We start from the raw sequence: 20,631 nt of genomic DNA on the forward strand, positions 1-20,631 counted from the left end.
GGTGCGTCGTGCGTGGGGCGTCGGGCTTGGTGCGTCGGACATGCAGCGGTGCGGGCGCGGACAGCGGAGTCCCCTCCCGCCGCCCGGGTCGCGGGCGAGGGGAGGGGACGCGCGTGCCGCTACTGGTCGTAGGCGCTCTGCCAGATCTCGGCGTAGCGGTCCGCGCCGAGGCTGGTCAGGGCGTCGAGGTAGGACTGCCAGTCGGCGTCGCTCCCGGGGTCGCGGACGCCGGTGACGAACTCGGCGGTCGCCGTGGCGACGCTGCTCTCGACGTTGGCGGTGAGGGTGGAGAGCTCGCTGGCGTCCTCCGAGGGGACCCAGATGTTCCAGTAGGGGAACATCGCGTCGGACTCCTTGCCGGCGTACTGGTCGGTCGCCTCGAACAGGCGGCGCTCGAAGCCCGCCTCGGTGTAGATGTCGAGCGGCTGGACCTGGCTGGCGCGGAACTCGGCCGTGTCGAACACCTGGGCCATCGGGCCCCAGTTGCCGTTGTAGTCGGCCTCGTTCGACTCGTCCATCTTGGTGTCGACGAGGGACGGCTCGAGGCTCTGGTCCAGCGCGATCTCGCCCTCCTCGGGCGCGCGCCAGCCGATGCCCTCCTCGCCGAACTCACCGCGGACGTGGCCCTCGGGCGAGAACAGGTAGTCCATCATCTCGACGATGACCTTCTGCTCCACCTCGTCGGCCGCCTTGGTCACGACGAAGGTCGCACCGGGCACGCTCGGGAGCAGGAAGGTGGCGTTCTGGCCGCCGGGGCCCGTCAGCGGCGGGAGCAGGTCGTACTGCGTGTCGCGCCCGTCCTCCTGGCCGATGGTCACGGCGAAGCCGGGGTGGATGGCGGTGAAGCCGCCGATGAGGACGCCCTGCGCCGCGTTGCCGGTCGCGGTCATCTGGTCGCCGCCCTGCGAGAAGGTGGCGGGGTCGATCAGGCCGGCGTCCCAGAGCTTGCGGAGGAACTTCAGGCCGTCGCGCCAGCCGTCCTGCATGGTCTGCAGCTGCACGGTGTCGCCGTCGAGCCCGAGCGAGACGGGCTGCCCGTTCGCGCCGGAGCCGGTGTTGAACGCGTTGTAGATGAAGGCGTTCATGATGTACGGCACCAGCGACTGCTGGGTGCTGCCGGTCAGCGGGATCTCGTCGGCCTGGCCGTTGCCGTTCGGGTCCTGGGTCTTGAAGGCCTGCATCACCGCGAAGAACTCATCGGGGGTCGTCGGGGCCGCGAGGCCGAGGGTGTCGAGCCAGTCGGTGTTGATCCAGAACTTGTAGGGGTAGGAGCAGTGGTAGCAGTCGTTCCACTGCGGCAGGCCCCAGATCTTCCCGTCCGGGGTCTCGGTGAGCTCCTTGAAGCCCGGCTCCGCGTCGAGGGCCGCCTTGATGTTCGGGCCGTTCTCGTCGATGAGGTCGTTGAGCTGCACGAGCAGGCCCTGGTCGCCGTAGCGCTGGAGCTCGGCGCGGCTGAACTGCGAGGCCCAGGGGACGAGCATGTACGCCTCGGGCAGGTCGCCGCCGGCGAGCGAGATCTGGCGTGCCTCGGCCGCCTCGGACGCGCCGTAGGACGTGGTCTCGAACTGGATGTCGACGTCGAACTTGTCCTCGAGGACCTTGGTGAACGAGTTGGTGTTCAGGTCGATCTGCGCGCCCTGCTCGCCGAAGATCCGGATGACCTTGCGGTCCGCCTCCGGGCTCTCGCCGGTGCAGCCGGTGAGCCCGATGATCGCGGTGGTGAGGACGGCGCCGAGGAGGAGGTGCTTCCTCCGCGCGGCGACTCTGCCGTGCTGTGTGCGAGAGAACAAGGTGTTTCCTTCCATGGGTGAGAGAGCCGCGGGGGAGTTCCGCGCGACCGGGGGAGTCGGCCCTAAGGGGGCGGGCTCGGGGGTGCTCAGCCCTTGACGGCGCCGAGCATGATGCCCTTGTTGAAGTACCGGGCGACGAAGGGGTAGAGGATCATCACCGGGACCGTCGAGATGACGATCAGCGAGTACTTGAGGAGATCCGCGAGCTGCTGGCGCTCGATCTGCGCGGCCGCGTCCATGCCCGGTGTCGCCTGATTGAGGATCAGGACGTTCCGCAGCACGAGCTGCAGCGGATAGAGGCTCGGATCGCGGAGATAGAGAAGCGCGTCGAAGTAGGAGTTCCACTGGTAGATCGCGTACATCAGCGCGACCACCGCGAGCAGCGGCTTCGAGAGCGGGAGCACGATCGTCCAGAGGAAGCGCAGATCGCTCGCGCCGTCCAGCTGCGCCGCCTCGTACAGCTCGTCCGGGATGGAGGAGCGGAAGAAGACGACCGCGATGATCACCTGCCAGACGCCGACGGCCTGGGGGAGGATCAGCGCCCAGCGGGTGTCGAGCAGGCCGAGCTGCTGCACCACCAGATAGGTGGGGATGATGCCGCCGGCGAAGAGCATCGTGAAGATGACGCCGAGGGTGATCCCGCCGCGGCCCCAGAAGTCCTTCCGCGAGAGCGGATAGGCGATCGCGACGGTCAGCGCGAGGCTGACGAAGGTGCCGGCGGCCGTGTAGAAGAGCGAGTTGGCGAAGCCGGTGACGATCGTCGAGTCGCCGAGGGCGCGCTCGTAGCCCTCGAGGGTGAAGTCGATCGGCCAGAAGCTCACCCGGCCGGACGAGACGGCCAGCGGCGAGCTGAACGAACTGGCCAGGATGTAGAGCAGCGGCAGGAGGACTGCGAGCAGGAACGTCGTGAGCAGGACGTAGACGGCGATCATGAAGACGCGGTCGACCATCGGGTCCTTGATCCGGGTCGCTCGCTGCCGGCGGCGCGGCGGCCGGGAGGCCTCGCCGTCCTCGTGAGCGGTGGTCGATGGCGTGTCGAGTGCGGTCACCAGAGCCCCTGTCCCGTGATCCGCTTCGCGAGCGCGTTGACGCCCAGGAGCAGGACCAGATTGATCATTCCGTTGAAGAGCCCGATGGCCGCGGCCTGACTGAAGTCGGCGTTGAGCAGACCCACCTTGTAGACGTAGGTGGGGATGATCTCGGACTGCGAGAGATTGAGGGAGTTCTGCAGGAGGAAGGCCTTCTCGAATCCGATCGCCATCACATTGCCGACGCCGAGGATCAGGATGGTGATCGCCGTGGGCATGATGCCCGGGATGTCGACGTGCCAGATCTTCTGCAGCCGGCTCGCGCCGTCCATCCGGGCGGCCTCGTAGAGCGAGGTGTCGATGGAGGACAGGGCCGCCAGATAGAGGACCGCGGAATAGCCGGTCGTCTGCCAGACGTCGCTGAAGACGTAGATGTGCCGGAAGAAGTCCGGGTCGCCGAGGAAGTCGATCGCCCCGAGTCCGAAGAACGACGTGACGTCGCTGACCGGGCCGAGCTTGGGCGAGAGGAAGAGGATCGTCATCGAGATCACGACGACGGTGGAGATGAAGTAGGGCGCGTAGGTGACCATCTGCACGGTGCGCTGGAAGAAGCGCAGCCGCACCTCGTTCAGGGCCAGCGCGAGCAGGATCGGGAACGGGAAGCCGGCCAGCACCACGTACGCGGAGAGCAGGAAGGTGTTCTTCAGCAGCGTCCAGAAGATCGGGTTCGAGAAGAACCGCTCGAAGTGCTTGAAGCCCACCCAGGGGCTGCCCCAGACGCCGTCGATGACGTTGTAGTCCTTGAACGCGATGATCGCGTTCGACATCGGCACGTACTTGAAGACGATGAAGTAGAGCAGCGGCGGCAGGATCAGCAGGTAGAGCTGCCAGTGCCGCCGGAAGCTGCGCCGGGCGGCGCGGAAGCCGCGGGCGTTCGAGCGGCCCCGGATCGACGCCGGGCCGCCGGGGACGGGCGCCTCCGGGCCGGGGGCGCCGGGCACGGTCGAGCCGGGGACGGTGGTCCCGGGCGCGCCGGTCAGCGGCATCACCATGCCGTGCCGACCGGTGTCGGGAGGAGGGGCGGACGGGTCGCCGTGCAGGCGTCGCGTGCCCCAGGTCGGGTCGTCATGTCGAGAGCATCCAATCGCCGGTGATTCGGAACGAGGACGAGACTAAGCAGCCGATAACACCCGTGTCAATAAGAAAACGAAACGTTTCGTGTACTTCTCGATCGGCGCCCGGAAAAGACGGGCGCGATGATTCTTTCGAAAGTCGGAGAAGGCGTTCTTGCGAAAGTTCCGGCTATTCTTGCGAAAGCGGGTGATGGCTGATCTGCGTTAGTCCGATGACTCCTAGAACGGCCGTGTCTGCGCCATCCATGCTGGTCGAGCAGCCTGCAGCGCGTATCGAGACCAGGGGTCTGCAGGACGGTGGATCTCGATACGCCCGCTGCGCGGGCTACTCGATCAACATGCAAGGGGCCCTCGCCGCGGACTGTCGGGTCGTCATGCAGGGCACGCTGCAGGGTCGGCATTCAGGGCACGCTGCGCGGGCTGCTGGGTCGGCATGGACGGCACACTGCGCGGGGCGAGTGCGTCGCAGCCCCTCCATGCTGGTCGAGTAGCGCGCAGCGCGTATCGAGACCCCGGCTCCCGCGGACGGTGGATCTCGATGCGCCCGCTGCGCGGGTTACTCGATCAACACGGCCGGGGCTCCTCGATCAGCGGGCGGGGGCCGCTCCGCGGGCTACGCCGGCGGCTGCTCCGGCATCGCCGCCGTGCCCGTGGCGCGCAGGCGCTCCTTGACGAGCTCCGGGAAGAGGGGGCGGCCGTAGAAGTAGCCCTGGGCCCGGTCGGCATGCAGGCTCGTCAGCAGCTCGTGAGCGGAGGTCGTCTCGACGCCCTCGACGATCGTGTGCATGTCGAGGTCCGAGACCAGGTTGATGATCGAGCGGAGGATCGTCGCGTGCCGGGGGTTCTCCTCGTCGGCGAGGAAGACACGGTCGATCTTGACGATGCTCAGCGGCACCGTCAGCAGCGCCGCAGCGGCCGCGTGCTCCTGGCCGTAGTCGTCGAGCGCGATCGCGATGCCGTCCGCGGTGAGGGCGCGGACCCGCTCGATGACGGCCTCGTCGACGTGCCCGATCGAGCCCTCCGTCAGCTCGAGGCAGAGCTGGATGCCCTGATCGGCGGTGCGATGTGCGCAGATCACCTCGGTGACGCCGTCGTGCATCAGCTGCTCCGCCTCGATGTTGACGCTGAGGAACGTGACCGACGGATCGATCGCACGGAACTCGATCATGCAGGCCACCGCCTGGTCGACGATCTGCACCGTCAGCTCGTCCAGCAGGCCCAGCGAGCGCGCGATGTCGACGAGCGTGATCGGACTCAGCGCGGTGCCGTCGGTCCGGGTGTAGCGGGCCAGCGCCTCGAAGCCGACGATGCGCCGCTCGGCGACGTCGATCACCGGCTGGAAGGCGACCCGCACCGTCCCGTCGGCGACGGCGACGCGGACCTCGGCGACGAGATCCAGCTCCTTCGACTCCGCCTCCTGCACCGCCGCCTCCTGCGCCTCCTCGCCCTTGCGTTCCTTCTTCGTCTCGTACATCCGCTCGTCCGCCTCCTGCATCACCCGGTCGAATGAGCCGCCGTCGACAGCGACCGGGGCGCCGATGCTGATGCGGGGGTGGAGCTCGGCGTCGCCGACGACCAGGGGCCGCTCGACGGCGCGCGCGATCCGGAGCGCGACGGCTCCGGCGGTGATCGAGTCCAGGAGGACGGCGAACTCGTCGCCGCCGATGCGCGCGACCACGTCGTCCCCGCGCACGCTCTCGCGGATGCGACGGGCGACCTCCTGCAGGACGGTGTTGCCCGTCGAGTGGCCGTGGGTGTCGTTGACGGCCTTGAAGTCGTCGAGATCCATGAACAGCACCGCCCGCTCCTCCTGGTCGCTGATCGCCGCGAACTCCTCGTACAGACCGCGGAGGTTGCTGAGACCGGTGACCGAGTCGGTCGTGGCCTGATCGCGCAGCACGCGGGTGCTGCGGCGATCGTAGAGGGCCTGGGTCGCGATGTGCGCGAGGGCGAGGAGGGTGCGGTGCTCGAGTGCGGTGAAGCCGCCGGAGTCGGGGCGCCGCGTCAGGACCACGTGCCGCAGGCCCAGGCCGGGCGTGGTGATCGGCGCCGACAGCTCGAACGCGCGCCCGGGAGTGGCGGAGATCCGCGTGCTCGCTGACGGGATCGCCGTGCGGGCCGCCCGCTCGAGCGTCTCGAAGATCGCCTCCTGGTCGCCCCACGGCAGAGCGAGTGCCGCTTCGATCAGGCCGTTCAGCTTGCGCTCGATCCGGGCGCGGCGGAGGTACTGGCTGACCACGGCGACCGCCAGCGCGACGATCAGGAGCGTGTTCGCCGAGCGGATCTCGAGGCCGGCGCCGAGATCGATGCGCTCGACCCCGGCGGAGAGGTGCGCGCCGTAGGCGAGAGCCACCAGCACGATGTTGAGGCCGAGGGCGAGCAGCACCCGGTCGGCCCGGAGCGCAGGCCGCGGCACGTCGCTGACGTCGGCCAGGGTCAGCCAGGCCTGCAGGTACTCGGCTCCGATAGAGAGCAGTCCGTAGGCCAGCACCGCCGGCACCGCCGCGAGGACCGGCCACCAGCCCGTCTGCGGGAAGAGGGAGAGGACGAGCAGGAACGCCCCGCCCGAGAGCGCGGCGAGACCGGTCCAGTAGACGACGGCGGCCCAGGGGCGCCGCGAGATCACCTGGAACAGCGCGATCGCGAGCACCCACAGCAGCAGCGCCTGGACGCGCGGCACGTCCTGCGCCAGGAAGGCGAGCACCGACACGCCGACCCCGAAGGTGACCGTGCCGATGCCGGAGGCGAGCTCGAGCCGGAACGAGGCCGTGATCCACATCGCGGCGAGCAGCACCAGGAACGCGAGCCACAGCCCGGGGAGCGCCGGTGCGTGCGGGACGAGCAGCACCAGCGTCAGGAGGAGGCCCGCGCCGCCGACGCCGAGCCGGAGCGCGCGAACCGAGCGCGGTCCGCTGCGCTCCGAGAGCACCTCGGGCACCCCCACCGGCTCCTCGGCTCGCGCCGCGGAGAGTCCCGCCGCCGTGTCGCTCATGCGTCGGCCACCCCTTCCCGCGCGTCGGCCGTCCCACGACCCGGCGCGTGACCACTGTGGCAGAGCGGCGGTGCCTCCGCCCGCACGCAGGACCGGATGCCGGAAGACGAGTCCGCGGACCATCCTGTGGAGGACGCCGGGTCTCGATGCGCCCCTCCGGGGCTGCTCGACCGGCATGATCGCCGCCGAACCCGGGTCGGCCGCACCGCATCCCTGCTGATCGAGCAGCGCGCGGAGCGACGATCCCTCCTGATCGAGCAGCGCGGAGCGATGGCCCATGCTGATCGAGCAGCCCGTGGAGCGGGAGTATCGAGATCCACCCGGGCGAGAAGTCGAGTCTCCGGCCTGCCCCGACAGGCGTTCGCGGCAGGGCCGGTCGCTCAGTCGTCCGCGGCGAGGACCCGCACGTCCCACGGGCCGAGCTGGAGCTCGGTGCCGGCGGGCAGCTCGGCTCCGGTCAGCACGTCGGTGGCGGCAGCCGGCAGCGGGTACACCGAGGGCTCCCAGGACCAGTTGTGCACGAAGCGGATCCGCTCGCCGTGGCGGTTGGTCGCGCTGGTGACCGTCTGCGACGCGGTCGCGCGGCGCCATCCCGACGCGGCGTCGCCGACGGCCCAGGACATCAGGGCCCGCACCAGCTCGAGGTCCGGCACGGTGCCGACGGTCGTGACCCGGCCCGCGCCGTGCGCGCGCGTCGTGACGGCGGCGAACCGGCCGTGGTGCGGGTGGACGTAGCGCACCAGCACCTCGGCGTCGTCGGGCTGCAGGCCGTCGGCCCAGAGGGTCGCCGTCGCGCCGGGCGGCAGCGGGAAGCCCGACTCCGCGACGACCGGCAGCGGAACCGCGAGGTTCGCGAACTCGTCGTAGTGCACGCCCGCGGCTTCGTCGAGGAACGCCGGCTTGCGCTGCAGCCGGGCCCGCGCCTCCTCGTCCTCGTAGCCGGTGCGCACGCCCACGACCAGGTGCCCGCCCGCGGCCGCGTACGCCTCCAGCCACTGCAGCTGCGCGTCGTCGGCGATGGTGAACGCCGCGGCGACCAGCACGGGATGCGCGGCCGCGTAGGCGGCGGGCGACGTCCCGGTCAGCTGCGAGGGGTGCACCGTGTTCGACTGCAGCCCCGCGTCGAAGGCGCCGCGCGCGAAGGAGTCGAAGACGGTCTGGAAGGTGCGCGTCGACGCGACGGGCACGCCGCGGGCGGCGACGGTGCCCTGGGTCGGGTCACTGAACGAGGGGTACTCCTCGAGCGCCCACTTGCTCTCGTTCGAGAACAGGATCGCCACATCGGAGTCGGGGGTCAGCTCGGTCACCCGGTCGCCGGCGGCGGCGAAGTCGGCACCCAGCGCGGCGATCTGCTCGTAGACGCGGCCCGGCTCCTGCGAGTGCGGCAGGATCCCGCCCCAGTAGGTCTCGGCGCCGTGGTGCAGCGTGTGCCAGTGCCAGTACTCGATCATCGTCGCGCCCCGCGAGACCAGAGCCCAGGCGGCCTGGCGCCACTGCCCGTCGTAGCCGGGCTCGTTCGACCACGGCATGCCGATCGCCTGCGCGTCGGTCTCGGTCACCAGGAACGGCGCCTGCTTCGATCCGTACATGCGGTCCGCGGTGGCGTACAGCGCCCAGGTGCCCGAGGTCGTCCAGTGCTGATCGAACACCCGCGCGTCCGGCAGCTCGAGCCCGTCCTGCATCCGGTAGTAGGGATTGCCGGCGGCGATGTCGAGGGAGCGCACGAGCTCCTCGTCCTGCACCGTCCTGCGCTCGTAGGAGATGCAGGTGGTGACGAACTGGTCGTCGCGGCCGGCCCGCGCGGTGATCTCCCGGACCATGTCGGCCTGCCAGCCGATGAAGTCCGTGGTCAGCGAGGCCTGGAAGCGGCGCCAGGCCAGGTCGTACTGCGGCTGCTGATTGGCGTCAGGGGTCCAGAGGTCGGCCCAGGTCGACAGGCGGTGCGACCAGTAGGTGAGCCCCCACTCGTCGTTCAGCGTGTCGACGGTGCCGTAGCGCGCGCGCAGGTGGTCGACGAAGCGCTGGAAGACCTGCCGGTTGTGGAAGATCTCGTTGCCCGGCTCGTTGTCGACCTGGAAGCCGATCACCGCGGGATGCGCGGCGTAGCGCTCGACGATCCTCTGGATGAGCCGCTCGGCGTGGAAGAGGAAGGCCGGGTGCGAGTAGTCGATCTCCTGCCGGGCTCCCCAGCCCATCGGCCGACCGCTCGAGCGCTCGACGTTGATCTCGGGGTACAGCCGAGCGAGCCACATCGGCGCCGCGTAGGTCGGCGTGCCCAGCACGACCGCGATGCCGTGCTCGTGGGCCGCATCGAGCACCGGCTGCAGCCAGTCGAGCTCGAAGACGCCGTTCTCGGGTTCCCAGGTCGACCAGACCGACTCGCCGACGCGGACGATCGTGAAGCCCGCGGCCTTCATCAGCCGGAAGTCCTCGGCGAGGTCGCGGCGGCCCAGCCGGGAGGTCGGCTGGTACTCGTGGTAGTAGGCCGCGCCGAACAGGATGCGGTCGGTGAGGTGCTGCATGGGAGGGCCTTTCGGACGTTCGGGTGAGGAGTGGCGGAGGAGGGCGGTGGGGGTGTCAGCCCTTGACGGCGCCCGCGGTCAGCCCGTCGAGCAGCTGCTTGCGCAGCAGGAAGAACACCAGGATCGTCGGCACCGAGGCGAGGACCGCGCCCGCCAGGACGAGGTCGTAGGAGCGGTTCTCGGACGCGAAGAGGATGTTCAGGCCCAGCGGGATCGTGTACTGCGACGAGTCCGAGAGCAGCACGAGCGGCCAGAGGAAGCTGTTGTAGGTCTGCAGGAAGCCCCAGACGCCCAGCGCTCCGAGGGAGGGGCGCAGCAGCGGCAGCACCACGCGCCAGAAGGTGCCGAACTCGCTGTTGCCGTCGATCTGGGCGGCCTCGATGATCTCGTCCGGGATGGACTGGACGATGAACTGCTGCATCATGAAGATCCCGAACGCGGGAGCGACCCACGGCACGATCAGCGCGAACCACGGGTTCGAGAGCCCCGCCTTCACGATCAGGATGAACAGCGGCACCAGGATCACGACGAACGGCACCGACAGCGACGAGAACATGATCGTGAAGAGCACCTTCTTGCCGCGGAAGGCGAACTTCGCGAAGCCGTAGCCGGCCATGGCGCAGACGAAGACCGAGACCGCGGTCGCGAGCAGCGAGGTGCCGACGCTCATGCCGAACCAGGCCCAGAAGGGCTGAGTGGTCAGCAGATTGACGTAGTTGTCGGTGGTCGCCGGGTTCGGGACGAGCGACGGGGGAGTGGAGAAGATGTCGCCGCGGTTCTTGAACGAGCCGCTCAGCGCCCACAGCAGCGGGAACACGAAGACGAGCAGCAGGGCCGAGAGGGTGACGTAGAGCAGTCCGCGGCGGGCGCGCTCGCCGCCGCTCGCCCGGCGCTGCCTCCGCGGGATGCGGCGCTCCGGAGCGTCGGCGGTGACGATTCCCGTGGTGGCGGTCATGAGGTTCTCCCGATGGCGAGGGCGCGGTTGAGGATCTGGCTGACGGCGAAGACGAGCACGAAGAGCACGACTCCGGCCGCGGCGGCGTAGCCGAACTGCTGGCGTTCGAACGCGGCGCGGTAGATGAACATCGAGACGGAGAGGGTCGCCTCGCCCGGTCCGCCCCGCGTGAGCAGGTACGGCTCGTCGAAGAGCTGGGCGGCGCTGATGAAGGAGGTGACGACGACGAACGCGGTCACCGGGCGGATCGCGGGGAGCGTGACGGTGCGGAACTTCGCGAGCACGCCGGCGCCGTCGAGCTCGGCCGCCTCGTACAGCTCCTTCGGCACGGCCTGCAGTGCGGCGAGGAAGAAGATCGTCAGGTAGCCGACCGTGCGCCAGAGCAGGACGAAGCCGATCGCGACCTTGGCCAGCGTCGGGTCGCCGAGCCAGTCGATGTCGCCGAACCCGAAGACCGCGCGGATCAGCGAGTTCAGGAGTCCGTAGCTGCGGTCGAAGATCAGGCTGTAGATCAGCGCGATGACGATCGGCGAGAGCACCATCGGGATGAAGAAGGTGAGCCGGAAGAGGTCGCGCGCCTTGAGCCCGCGGGCGTTCAGGCCCTGCGCGATCAGCAGCGAGCACGGCACGATGACGAACACCGCGATCAGCGTGTAGATCAGCGTGTTCACCAGCGCGACGCCGAAGCTCGTGTCGCCGAGCAGGTTCCCGTAGTTGGCCAGCCCGACGAACTCGGGGGAGCCGAGGCCGACCCACTCGGTGAGGCTGAGGTAGATCGCCGCACCGACCGGGACGATCATGAACAAGGCGTAGAGCAGGTAGAACGGCGCGATGAAGAGGTACGGGGCCCGGCCGCCGGAGGTGTTCAGGCGCTTCCGCTTCGCGGCGCGCCGGGCCTCGAGCGGGGAGCCGCCGCGGCCGTCCTGAGCGGAGGCGGGCGCCCCGGCCGTGGTGAGAGTCGACATCATCGATCCTTAGCTGCGGGCCTGGCCGCGGAAGTCCTCGGCCGTGGCGCGGAGCGCCTGCGCCGGGGAGAGGGTGCCCTTGTAGGCCTGGAGGAGGTAGCCCGACAGCACGGTCGTGAGGATCTGCTGGTCCTGGCTCTGGAAGAGCGACGGGACCTCGTCGATGATCTCGCCGTAGACGTCGAAGAGCGCCTGGCCGCCGAAGTAGTCGTCGGTGATCGTGGCGAGTTCGGGGTCGTCGTAGACCGAGCGCAGCGTCGGCAGATAGCCGAGGTCGCGGTAGCGCTTCACCTGCTGGGCCGGATCGAGGTAGGCGGCGAGGACGAGCTCGACCGCGGCGTCGCTGTTGGCCTTGCCGGTGACCGCGGCGAAGCCGGTGCCGCCGCCCACGGCCGTGCGGCTGCCGCCGTTCACGAAGCGGGGGAGCGTCTTCACCCTCCAGAGGCCGGCCTGCTCGGGCACGTTCGGCTTGATGCCGTAGCTCGAGTACCAGGTGGGCATGTCGACCCCGAGGATCGAGCCCTGCTTCAGGCCGCTCTGCATGCTCGGGCCGTAGTAGTCGGCGACGGTCGTGAAGAAGCCGGAGGCGAGTCCGTCGACCGCGAACTGCAGCGCCTCCTCGGCCTCCGGAGTGGCGAGGTCGAGGTTCCCGTCGCGGTCGAAGAGCTGCCCGCCGCGCTGCATCAGCAGCAGCTGGTAGCCCTGCACGACCTGCGGCAGATCGCTTCCGACGGAGAGCGCGCCGAAGGACACGCCCTCCCGCGCGCTGATCTCGCCGCCGACACGGGCGAACTCCTCCCAGGTCTCGAGGTCGGTCGGCACGCCGAGGCGCGCGAACTCGTCCTCCCGGTAGTAGTAGACGGCGAGCGGAGTGTCGGAGTCGAGCGCGTAGAGGGCGCCGTCCTTGCTGAACGCGTCGACGCGGGCGGCGATCAGGTCGTCGCGGTAGGGGGCGGTCGCCTCGGTGAGGTCCACCAGCAGCTCGGGGGCGATCGAGCCGCGGAGCGTGCGGGCGAAGTTCGCGACCTCGATGCCGACGAGGTCCGGCGTGCCGGAGCCGGCGACGGCCTGCGCGATCAGCTTGGTGACGATGTCGGTCGCGCCGATCTTGGTGACATCGAGCGAGTAGGAGAAGTCGGTGCGCGCATCGGCGAGGGCGAGCGCCTCCGTGAAGAACGTCACGTAGCCGTCGTCGTGCGTCCAGAACGAGAGGTCGACGGCTCCGGACTCGACGGCCGCCTGCGGGCCGGTCGCGGCGCACGAGGCGAGCAGGGAGGCGAGGGCCGCCGAGCCGCCGGCGGCGGCGCCGAGACGGAGCAGCCCGCGGCGCGAGAGCGCGGGGGACAGTGGGTGCATGGAGGAGCTCCTTCGGAGAAGGGGGAGGGACGGGCCGGCGGGCGCGCCGGAGGGACCGCGCGGAGGCGGCTCGTGCTGACCGCACGGACGGCGGTGGGAAGGGACGGGGAGAGCTGGAAGAGGGAGCCGAGAGCCGGGACGGGGAGCTACGGGGCAGGGAGGTACGGGACGGGGAGCTACGGGACAGGGACGGGCGACGCGGGCGCCAGCGCCGCGCGCTCGGGGTTCGCGGGCCCGCTGGACGCGCGGACGATCAGCTGGGCGGGGACGGAGCGGTGCCGCTCGGTCGGCGCGTGGCCGTCCAGGGTGCGGATCATCCGGTGCATCGCGATGCGCGTGACCTCGGCGAAGTCCTGCTTGACCGTGGTGAGCGGCCGGTGCAGGAACTCCGAGATCGGGTCGTCGTCGAAGCCGACGACGCTGAGGTCCTCGGGGATGCGCAGGCCGGCGGCCTCGGCGGCGTGGATCGCCCCGACGGCCATCTGGTCGTTGGCGGCGAAGACGGCGGTGACGTCGCGCCGGTGCAGGATCGACGCCATCGCCTCCGCCCCCGAGCGCGGGCTCCAGTCGCCGCTCAGCACGGGCGGCTCGGCGGCGTCGGCGTCGGCGAGGGCGGTCCGCCAGCCGTCGATGCGACGGCGGGTGGCCGACCAGGTGCCGGCGCCGGCGATGTGCCAGACCGTCTCATGGCCGAGGGCGAGGAGGTGCTCGGTGGCGCTGCGGGCGGCCCCGGCCTCGTCGGTGCCGACGACGAGCTCCTCGGGGCGGTGCGCCTCGCTCGGGTGGTCGAAGCTGAGCACCGTGACGTCGGCGGGGATGGTGAGGCGCGGATGCCCGAAGTCGACCGGCTCCGAGAGGATGATGCCGTCGACGCCCTGATCGACGAGGGCGTCGACCGCTTCCTGCAGCTCCGCGCCGCTGTTCTGCGCCGTGCGCACGACGCTGAGGGAGTAGCCGGCGGCACGGGAGGCCTGCTCGACGCCGTCGAGGATCGCGGACGGACCGTAGAGGGAGGTGCTCATCGTCACCATGCCGATCCGGCGGCTCCGCTGGGTGACCAGGGCTCGGGCGGCGGCGTTCGGCCGGAAGCCGAGGGTGCGGATCGCCGTGGCCACGCGCTCGCCGATCTCGGGGGAGACGTGCGCCTCCCCGTTGACGACGCGGGAGACCGTCTTCTGACTCACGCCGGCGGCGCGGGCCACGTCAGCCATCGAGACCCGGCGACCGCGGTCGTCCGGCTGCGGCACGGCCTTCGATGCGTCCACGTCGCAGCTCCTTCGCTCGTCCTCGGACCCGAGGTTGACAGCGCAGTCAACTGCGCGGTCCGACGAGTACAACACGGTTTGACTGCGTAGTCAATTGCGATCGTCAGAGGCCGCGCACGCCTCGCACGAAGAGTGAGGACGGATGCCTGCTGATCGAATAGCCCGCAGAGCGAGGATCCATGCTGATCGAGTAGTCCGCGCAGCGGGGATCCATGCTGATCGAGTAACCCGCGCAGCGGGGATCCATGCTGATCGAGTAGCCCGCGGAGCGGGCGTATCGAGATCCACCCGCACCAGAAGGCGGGTCTGCAGACCACCCCGCGGAGGACGGCGGGTCTCGATACGCCGCCTGCGGCGGCTACTCGACCAGCATGCGTGGGGCACGCCGGCATGCGGCCGTCGAGCGCGGATGCATGTTGATCGAGTTGCTCGCGCAGCGGGCGTCTCGAGATCCACCAGCGTCAGAAGACGGGGCTACTCGACCAGCAGGGGAGGTCAGCCGCCGAGGGTCACGCGGAGGATCTTCTCGCTGCTGTTGTTCGGGACGCTGTCCTTGTCGCCGGTGTTGGAGGTCGTCATCCAGAGGCCGCCCCGGCCGTCGGGCTCGACCGTGCGCAGGCGGCCGTAGGTGCCGACGAAGGCGGAGGTCGGGGTGGCCAGCGCGTCGCCGGTGATCGGGGCGCGGTAGAGGCGGGTGCCGCGGAGGCAGGCGATGTAGACGACGTCGCGGACGACCGTGAGGCCGGAGCAGGAGCCCGCAGAGGTCGGGTACGTCGCCTTCGGAGCGAGGAAGCCGGCGGTGCCGCAGCTGCCGCTGGTGCCCTCGCAGGCCGGCCAGCCGTAGTTGCCGCCGCGGACGATGAGGTTCGTCTCGTCCATGACGCTGTTGCCGAACTCCTGCTCCCACAGACGGCCCTGCGAGTCGAAGGCGAGCCCCTGGGGGTTCCGGTGTCCGTAGCTCCAGACGGCGTTCCCGAACGGGTTGTCCGAGGGGATCGAGCCGTCCGGGTTGATCCGCAGGATCTTGCCGCTCAGGGAGTTCAGGTTCTGCGCGGTGGCGGTGTTCTGGCCGTCGCCGGTGCTGACGTAGAGCTTGCCGTCGGGGCCGAAGCGCAGGCGTCCGCCGTTGTGGTACTTGTTCCGCAGGATCCCGGAGGCGAGGACCTGCACCGTGCTCGTGTCGAGGCGGTCGCCGACGAGCTTGAGGCGGATCACCCGGTTGTCGGTGGGGGAGGTGTGCATCACGTACAGCCACTGGTCGGTGGCGAACGTCGGCGACACCGCGATGCCCAGCAGACCGCCCTCGCCGTCCGTGCTCTGCACGTTCGGCACGGTCCCGAGGCTGGTCTTCACGCCGGTCGTGGGGTTCAGGCGGACGATGTCCTGCGCGTCGCGGCGGGAGTAGAGCACGGTCCCGTCGGGGACGGTGGTCAGCCCCCAGGGGATGTCGGTGTCGGTGGCGGTCTGGGTGACGGTGCAGAACGCGGTGCTGCAGGCGCCGCCCGTGGTCACCGCGGCGGCGGCGCTGCGAGCGGAGGTGTTGCCCTGGGCGTCGACGGCCGCGACCGTGTAGGAGTAGGCGGTGTTCGCCGCGAGGCCACTCTCGGTGAACGTCGTGACCGGCGCCGTCGTGCCGCTGCCGGCGACCGTGCCGACCTGCGCGGAGCCGCGGAAGACGGTGTAGCTGCGCACCCCGACGTCGTCGGTGCTCGCGGTCCAGGTGAGGGTGACAGCGGTGCCGGACGCCCTCGCGGTGAGCCCGGTCGGGCTCGTCGGCGCCTGCGTGTCGGTGCTGCACTGCGGGACCGTGACCGCGACGGTGGCGCTGGCCTGCGAGACGTTGCCGGCGGCGTCCCGGGCGTTCACGTAGAGGCCCCACTGCGCGCCCGGCACGACATCGAGGCCGGTGGACAGGACGTTTCCGGCGACGGACTTCATGAACTGGCCGTCGTGGTACACGTCGTATCCCGCCACCCCGACGGCGTCCGTGGACGCGTTCCAGGAGAAGGTCGCCGTGCGGCAGGCGAGGTTCGTCACCCGCGGGCTCCCCGGCGCGGACGGGGCCGTCGTGTCCGCGACGACCGCGCTGGTCCGCCACTTCTGCCAGTCGCCGCCGGCGCAGGCCGCGATCTGCACCGATGAGCGGTTCGCCGTCTTCCGGTCCTTGACACTCAGGCAGAGGCCCGAGGCGACGGCGCGGATGGTGCCGTCGCTCTCGACCCGCCAGCGCTGTCCGTCCCCGCCGACGCAGTCCGAGATCTGCACGTCGGCGCCGGCCGTCGTCGAGCGGTTGCGCACCTCCAGGCACTTCGCGCCGCCGTAGACCGTGATCTCGCCGGTCGTGGCGATCGTCCACTTCTGGTTGGCGCCGCTGTTGCAGTCGTAGAGGACCACGATCGTCCGGTTCGCGGTCGACCCGTTCGGCACGTCGAGGCAGCGCTTCGAGGCGACCCCGGTGATCGGGCCGACCACGGGTGCTGCCGCTGCTGCCGCCGCGGCCGCCGCCTGCGCCGGAGCGGGCGCCGCCTGGGCGGGAGCGCCCGAGACGATGAGCGCGACGGCCAGCACGGCGACGGCGAGACTGCGGGGGACGGTGGATCGGCGGATGGTGAAACGCATCAGCGGGTTCCTCTCCAGGTGGAACGACCGTGCGCCTGCACGACTCGCCCAGTGCCGACCCTGGCACTCGAGGCGGCCCGCGACAACGGGTCCCGGCCGTCATCTCGCGCCGTCCCTACCCCCCGAACGAGCGAGACGCGTCACCCCACGACCGGAGACCGCGCTCCTCCGCCAGGGCGGGGGCCGCGGTCGCGAGCGTGCCGTGATCGGCGCCGCCGCGAAGCGTGGACACGCTGCCCGAGGCGACGGAAAACGGAAGACGGAGGTGGTTCCCATGGTTCAGGTGATCAGGAGAGCGAACAGCCTGCAGCGTCGGATCGCTGCGGGACAGGCGGATCCGATCAGCGACCGCGAGCGCGAGCAGCTCGAGGAGCTGCGCCAGACCTTCGTCCGCCGCTTCGGCAAGGACCCGGACGCTCGGCCGACCACGAAGACGGCCTGACGGCCCCGGGTCAGCTCGCCCGGCTCAGCCAGAAGTCGACCGCGTCCGGGGTGGGGCGATCGGTGACGCGGACGACATCGCCGAACTCCAGGACGCTGTCGGGAGACTCCTGGAACGAGGGCCAGCGCTCCCCGCCGGAAGTGTCCGGCTCCTCGCCTGCGACGAAGGCGAGCCGGCGCCCGCTCATCTCGCTCTCGAGCCGGCGGTCGACGGCCGTGTAGTCGGCGTCGCCGTCCGCGCCGAGGTTCCCGTACGCGTACATGACCTCCGCGCCGTGATACGCGCCGAAGCGCTCCAGGCCGCGGCCGGGCGGGGTCCGGGTGAAGGAGTAGACGTGGACGGGCGCCGACCCCGAGGCGGCGGCCGCGAGCGCCCACCGGCGCATCGGCGCGGTCATCGACTCGTCGGTGCCGGCCCGCAGGCGCGACTGCGTGACCTGGTCCGCGTCGCCGCCCGGGTACAGCTCGAGGAAGCGGTCCGCATCCTGGCCGTAGTCCTCCCGCGCCTCCCGGGCCCAGGTCTCCGGATCCGAGTCGACGCCGCTGATCAGGTCGAGTGACGTCTCGTCGGAGTTGCTGCCGAGGAGGAGGGGGACGTCGTTCTGCCGCCCGGCCGCGTAGACGGCGCTCGGGGTGTCCACGAGGACCACGCCGTCGACGGTCGGCCACCAGTGCGTCGAGAGGCTCTTCGCGGCCTCGGCGATGCGCGCGGCCGGCATCGCCCGCATCTCCGCCAGGCTCGCCCCGCCGAGGGCCTCGCTCAGGCCGACCGCCGCCTCGCGCGCCACGGCGGCGGTGTCGTAGAGGTCGCTCTGGTCGCGGTCGCCCGCCGTTCCCAGGCAGCCGCCGCTCTCGCCGATGATCCCGTGCAGGAGTCCGGCCGCCAGCGGCGAGGCGCCGAGGAGGCAGGCGCTGCCCGAGCCCGCCGACTGACCGGCGACGGTCACCCGGTCCGGGTCTCCGCCGAACGCGGCGATGTTGTCCTGCAGCCAGTGCAGCGCGGCGACCTGGTCGAGCAGGCCCTGGTTGCCCGGGGTGCTGCCGCCGAGGGCGTCCTCGGCGAGGAAGCCGAAGACCCCGAGCCGGTAGTTGAGTGTGACGACGACGGTGCCGCCGCGAGAGGCCAGCGCCGTGCCGTCGTAGGCGGGCAGAGCGCCGGAGCCGGCCACGAATCCGCCGCCGTGCAGGTAGACGAGCACGGGGCGGGGCTCGGCGGCCGCGGCGGACGGCCGCCAGATGTTCAGGTGCAGGCTGTCCTCGTCCGTGTCGTAGCCGCCGAGCAGCGTCTCCTCCAGCGGCAGGTCGAGCACGCGGGTGGTGGCCCGGGAGACGAACGACGGCTCGGGCTGGACGGCCGAGGGTCCGAAGTCGTCGGCGACGAGGACGGTCGACCGCTGCGGGGCCGGGCTCGGCGCCGCCCACCGCAGTGCCCCGACCGGCGGAGCGGCGTAGGGGATGCCGGCGAACGCGTCGACGCCGGCCGAGGCGTTCCGGACTCCGACGACCTCGCCCTGCCGGGTGGCCACCGGGTCGGTGCGCGGACCGTCGAGGGTCCGGGTCGCCGCGGGCGGCCCCGCCGCGAGCGCCGCCGCTCCGACGACCGCCGCGGCCGCGATCCAGGCCGTTCCTCGAACCAACCAGTGCCGACGACGCCAGGTCCTCGCGGCGAACGCCACCAGTGCCAGAGCCGCAGCGGCGACGAGCCAGCCCCACCACGGCACCTGGTTCAGCCAGGCGAGCACCGCCCCGACGAGGCCGACGGCTGCCAAGGGCAGCCAGGTCGTCCTGCGTCGAACCCTTCCCGACGCTTCGTCGGTCGGTCCTGTCTCTGCCCTCAATACGTTTCGCATCGAATACAGAACGTACTGAAGAAGTGCGCGCCGAGCAAGGTCCCGCCTAGGCTGACGCTGTGAACAACGGCGACCCCACCCCGGTCCGGCGTCGGAGCGAGACGCGACGACGCCTCCTCGCGGCGGCCGCCACCCTCTTCGACAGCAGCGGCACCATCGGCCAGCGCGTCGAGGACATCTGCGCGCAGGCCGGCTTCACCCGCGGCGCCTTCTACTCCAACTTCGCCGGCGTCGACCAGCTCTACCTCGCTCTGCACGAGGAGCAGGCCGCGCGGGTGTGGGGGCGGCTGCACCTCGCCCTCGAAGCCCAGGTGCAGGAGGACGGCCGCGAGGAGACGCTCGACGACGCCGTGCGCGCCCTCCTCGACGCGCTGCCCACCAGCCGCGAGTGGTTCTCCCTGCGGTCGGTGCTGCTGGCGCGGGCCGCCGCCGACCCGGCCTTCGCCGCGCTGATGCTGATCGACGACGGCCGCGTCCCTCGCGAGCTGGGGGAGCGGTTCGTCGCCCTCGCCGCCGTGCACGGCCGCGTCCCGATCGTCGAGCCGTCCGTCCTGGCGAAGGCCGTCGTCGCGGCGCACGTCGGCACCGTGAGCCAGTGGCCCGTGGACGCCGACGCGGCGCTCACCCAGCGCGTGACGATCGCCGCGGTGCTCCGCGGGCTGACCGTCGAGGCCGCCGCGACTCAGTGAGCGGAGACGCCGGCCGAGGCGAGGCGCCGCGCGAGCCGGTAGGCGTTGCGGGTCGAGTCGAGCGTCGCCGCTCCGGTGCCGACGATGTCGAAGGCGGTGCCGTGGGCCGGCGTGCAGATCGGCAGGTCGAGCCCGGCCTCCAGCGTCACCCCGCCGTCGAAGGCCCGGGTCTTCAGCGCGATCTGGCCCTGGTCGTGGTACATCGTGACGATCCCGTCGAAGGAGCCGTCGAAGCCCCTCCGGAACAGGGTGTCGCAGGGGAACGGCCCCGCCGCGTCGAGCCCGGAGGCGACCGCGCGCTCGACTCCCGGGCGGATCCGGGTGATCTCCTCGTCGCCGAAGAGGCCGTGCTCGCCGGCGTGCGGGTTGAGCGCGCAGACGGCGATCCGCGGGGCCGGAGTGCCCGCGCCGACCAGCAGATCGTGCAGGAGCACGATCGACTCGAGGACGCGGTCGCTCGTGACGAGGTCCGCGACCTCGCGGAGGGCGACGTGGGAGGTCACCCGGGATGTCCAGAACGACGTGGTGACGTTCACCTCCGAGGCCGTGTGCGAGCCCGTGAGGCGGTTCTCGAACCAGCGCATCTCGTCCGGCTCGGTCATCCCCGCCTCGTGCAGCGACGTCTTGTTCAGCGGGCCGAAGACCAGCCCGCCGATCTCGCCCGCCGCGTGCAGCTCGAGTCCGCGCTCGAGGCAGGCGAGTGCCCACCGTCCGCTCGCGGCACTCACAGCACCCCGAGCGGACGGCCACGAGCCGCCCGGCTCGACCAGGCGGACGCGACCGGGCTCCAGGATCTCGTCGAGAGCGACCGCGAGGCCGCTCCGCTCCAGCCCCTCCGCCAGCTCCTCGCGGGAGGAGACGACGACGAGCCGGTCGGCCGCCGAGCCCCGCAGCTCGTCGAGCAGCCGCACGACGAGCTCGGGGCCGACGCCGGCGGGGTCTCCGGTGGTCACGGCCAGGGGGATCGTCATGAGGGTCCTCTCGTCGTCGGCGACGTGCGCCGGCGGGGTCGGGTGGTGGCTCGTG

Annotated in this window: 14 protein-coding genes; 2 read left to right on the plus strand and 12 right to left on the minus strand. The window is 71.0% G+C overall.

The window, feature by feature from the left end; all coding sequences use genetic code 11:
* Positions 1-119 precede the first annotated feature (119 nt).
* From EDF45_RS16545 to EDF45_RS16590, 10 genes are all read right to left on the minus strand, one after another.
* Complete coding sequence (locus EDF45_RS16545) at positions 120-1,790, minus strand: extracellular solute-binding protein (RefSeq protein ID WP_185020234.1); 1,671 nt, start codon at positions 1,788-1,790, stop codon at positions 120-122.
* A gap of 86 nt (positions 1,791-1,876) precedes the next feature.
* Positions 1,877-2,839 carry a carbohydrate ABC transporter permease gene (locus tag EDF45_RS16550; RefSeq protein WP_243646304.1) on the minus strand — a complete coding sequence of 321 codons (963 nt, stop codon included), beginning with the start codon at positions 2,837-2,839 and terminating at the stop codon, positions 1,877-1,879.
* A complete protein-coding gene (locus EDF45_RS16555) occupies positions 2,836-3,870 on the minus strand; it encodes a sugar ABC transporter permease (RefSeq protein WP_243600210.1) in 1,035 nt (344 codons plus the stop codon). The genes EDF45_RS16550 and EDF45_RS16555 overlap by 4 nt, the downstream gene beginning before the upstream one ends.
* 694 nt (positions 3,871-4,564) lie before the next feature.
* Complete coding sequence (locus EDF45_RS16560; RefSeq protein ID WP_185020235.1) at positions 4,565-6,943, minus strand: bifunctional diguanylate cyclase/phosphodiesterase; 2,379 nt, start codon at positions 6,941-6,943, stop codon at positions 4,565-4,567.
* Between the two features lie 380 nt (positions 6,944-7,323).
* Positions 7,324-9,465: a beta-galactosidase gene (locus EDF45_RS16565; protein ID WP_123737065.1), complete on the minus strand. Its 2,142-nt coding sequence runs from the start codon at positions 9,463-9,465 to the stop codon at positions 7,324-7,326.
* 55 nt (positions 9,466-9,520) lie between these two features.
* Positions 9,521-10,420: a carbohydrate ABC transporter permease gene (locus tag EDF45_RS16570; protein ID WP_123737064.1), complete on the minus strand. Its 900-nt coding sequence runs from the start codon at positions 10,418-10,420 to the stop codon at positions 9,521-9,523.
* Positions 10,417-11,385 (minus strand): carbohydrate ABC transporter permease, encoded by a 969-nt coding sequence (locus tag EDF45_RS16575; RefSeq protein ID WP_123446502.1) that lies wholly within the window; start codon positions 11,383-11,385, stop codon positions 10,417-10,419. The genes EDF45_RS16570 and EDF45_RS16575 overlap by 4 nt, the downstream gene beginning before the upstream one ends.
* A 9-nt stretch (positions 11,386-11,394) precedes the next feature.
* Positions 11,395-12,741 (minus strand): ABC transporter substrate-binding protein, encoded by a 1,347-nt coding sequence (locus EDF45_RS16580; protein ID WP_123737063.1) that lies wholly within the window; start codon positions 12,739-12,741, stop codon positions 11,395-11,397.
* Between the two features lie 176 nt (positions 12,742-12,917).
* Positions 12,918-14,006, minus strand: coding sequence for a LacI family DNA-binding transcriptional regulator (locus EDF45_RS16585; RefSeq protein WP_243646305.1), 1,089 nt, complete (start codon positions 14,004-14,006; stop codon positions 12,918-12,920).
* 495 nt (positions 14,007-14,501) lie between these two features.
* Positions 14,502-16,625 carry a PQQ-dependent sugar dehydrogenase gene (locus tag EDF45_RS16590; protein ID WP_123737062.1) on the minus strand — a complete coding sequence of 708 codons (2,124 nt, stop codon included), beginning with the start codon at positions 16,623-16,625 and terminating at the stop codon, positions 14,502-14,504.
* A 274-nt stretch (positions 16,626-16,899) separates the two neighbouring features.
* Between EDF45_RS16590 and EDF45_RS21380 the strand changes: the two genes are divergently transcribed.
* Positions 16,900-17,067: a hypothetical protein gene (locus EDF45_RS21380; protein WP_185020236.1), complete on the plus strand. Its 168-nt coding sequence runs from the start codon at positions 16,900-16,902 to the stop codon at positions 17,065-17,067.
* Between the two features lie 10 nt (positions 17,068-17,077).
* Here EDF45_RS21380 and EDF45_RS16595 read toward each other — a convergent pair whose 3' ends face one another.
* Positions 17,078-18,835 (minus strand): carboxylesterase/lipase family protein, encoded by a 1,758-nt coding sequence (locus EDF45_RS16595; protein WP_185020237.1) that lies wholly within the window; start codon positions 18,833-18,835, stop codon positions 17,078-17,080.
* 140 nt (positions 18,836-18,975) lie between these two features.
* On the opposite strand from EDF45_RS16595, the gene EDF45_RS16600 reads away from it, so the two are divergent.
* Positions 18,976-19,605, plus strand: coding sequence for a TetR/AcrR family transcriptional regulator (locus tag EDF45_RS16600; RefSeq protein WP_123737060.1), 630 nt, complete (start codon positions 18,976-18,978; stop codon positions 19,603-19,605).
* On the opposite strand, the gene EDF45_RS16605 is transcribed toward EDF45_RS16600, so the two are convergent.
* A complete protein-coding gene (locus EDF45_RS16605) occupies positions 19,599-20,576 on the minus strand; it encodes a PdxA family protein (RefSeq protein WP_123737059.1) in 978 nt (325 codons plus the stop codon). The two genes, EDF45_RS16600 and EDF45_RS16605, sit on opposite strands and share 7 nt — an antisense overlap.
* Positions 20,577-20,631: the final 55 nt, after the last annotated feature.

This window comes from Rathayibacter sp. PhB186 (genome assembly GCF_003751825.1).
Classification (GTDB): Bacteria; Actinomycetota; Actinomycetes; order Actinomycetales; family Microbacteriaceae; genus Rathayibacter; species Rathayibacter festucae.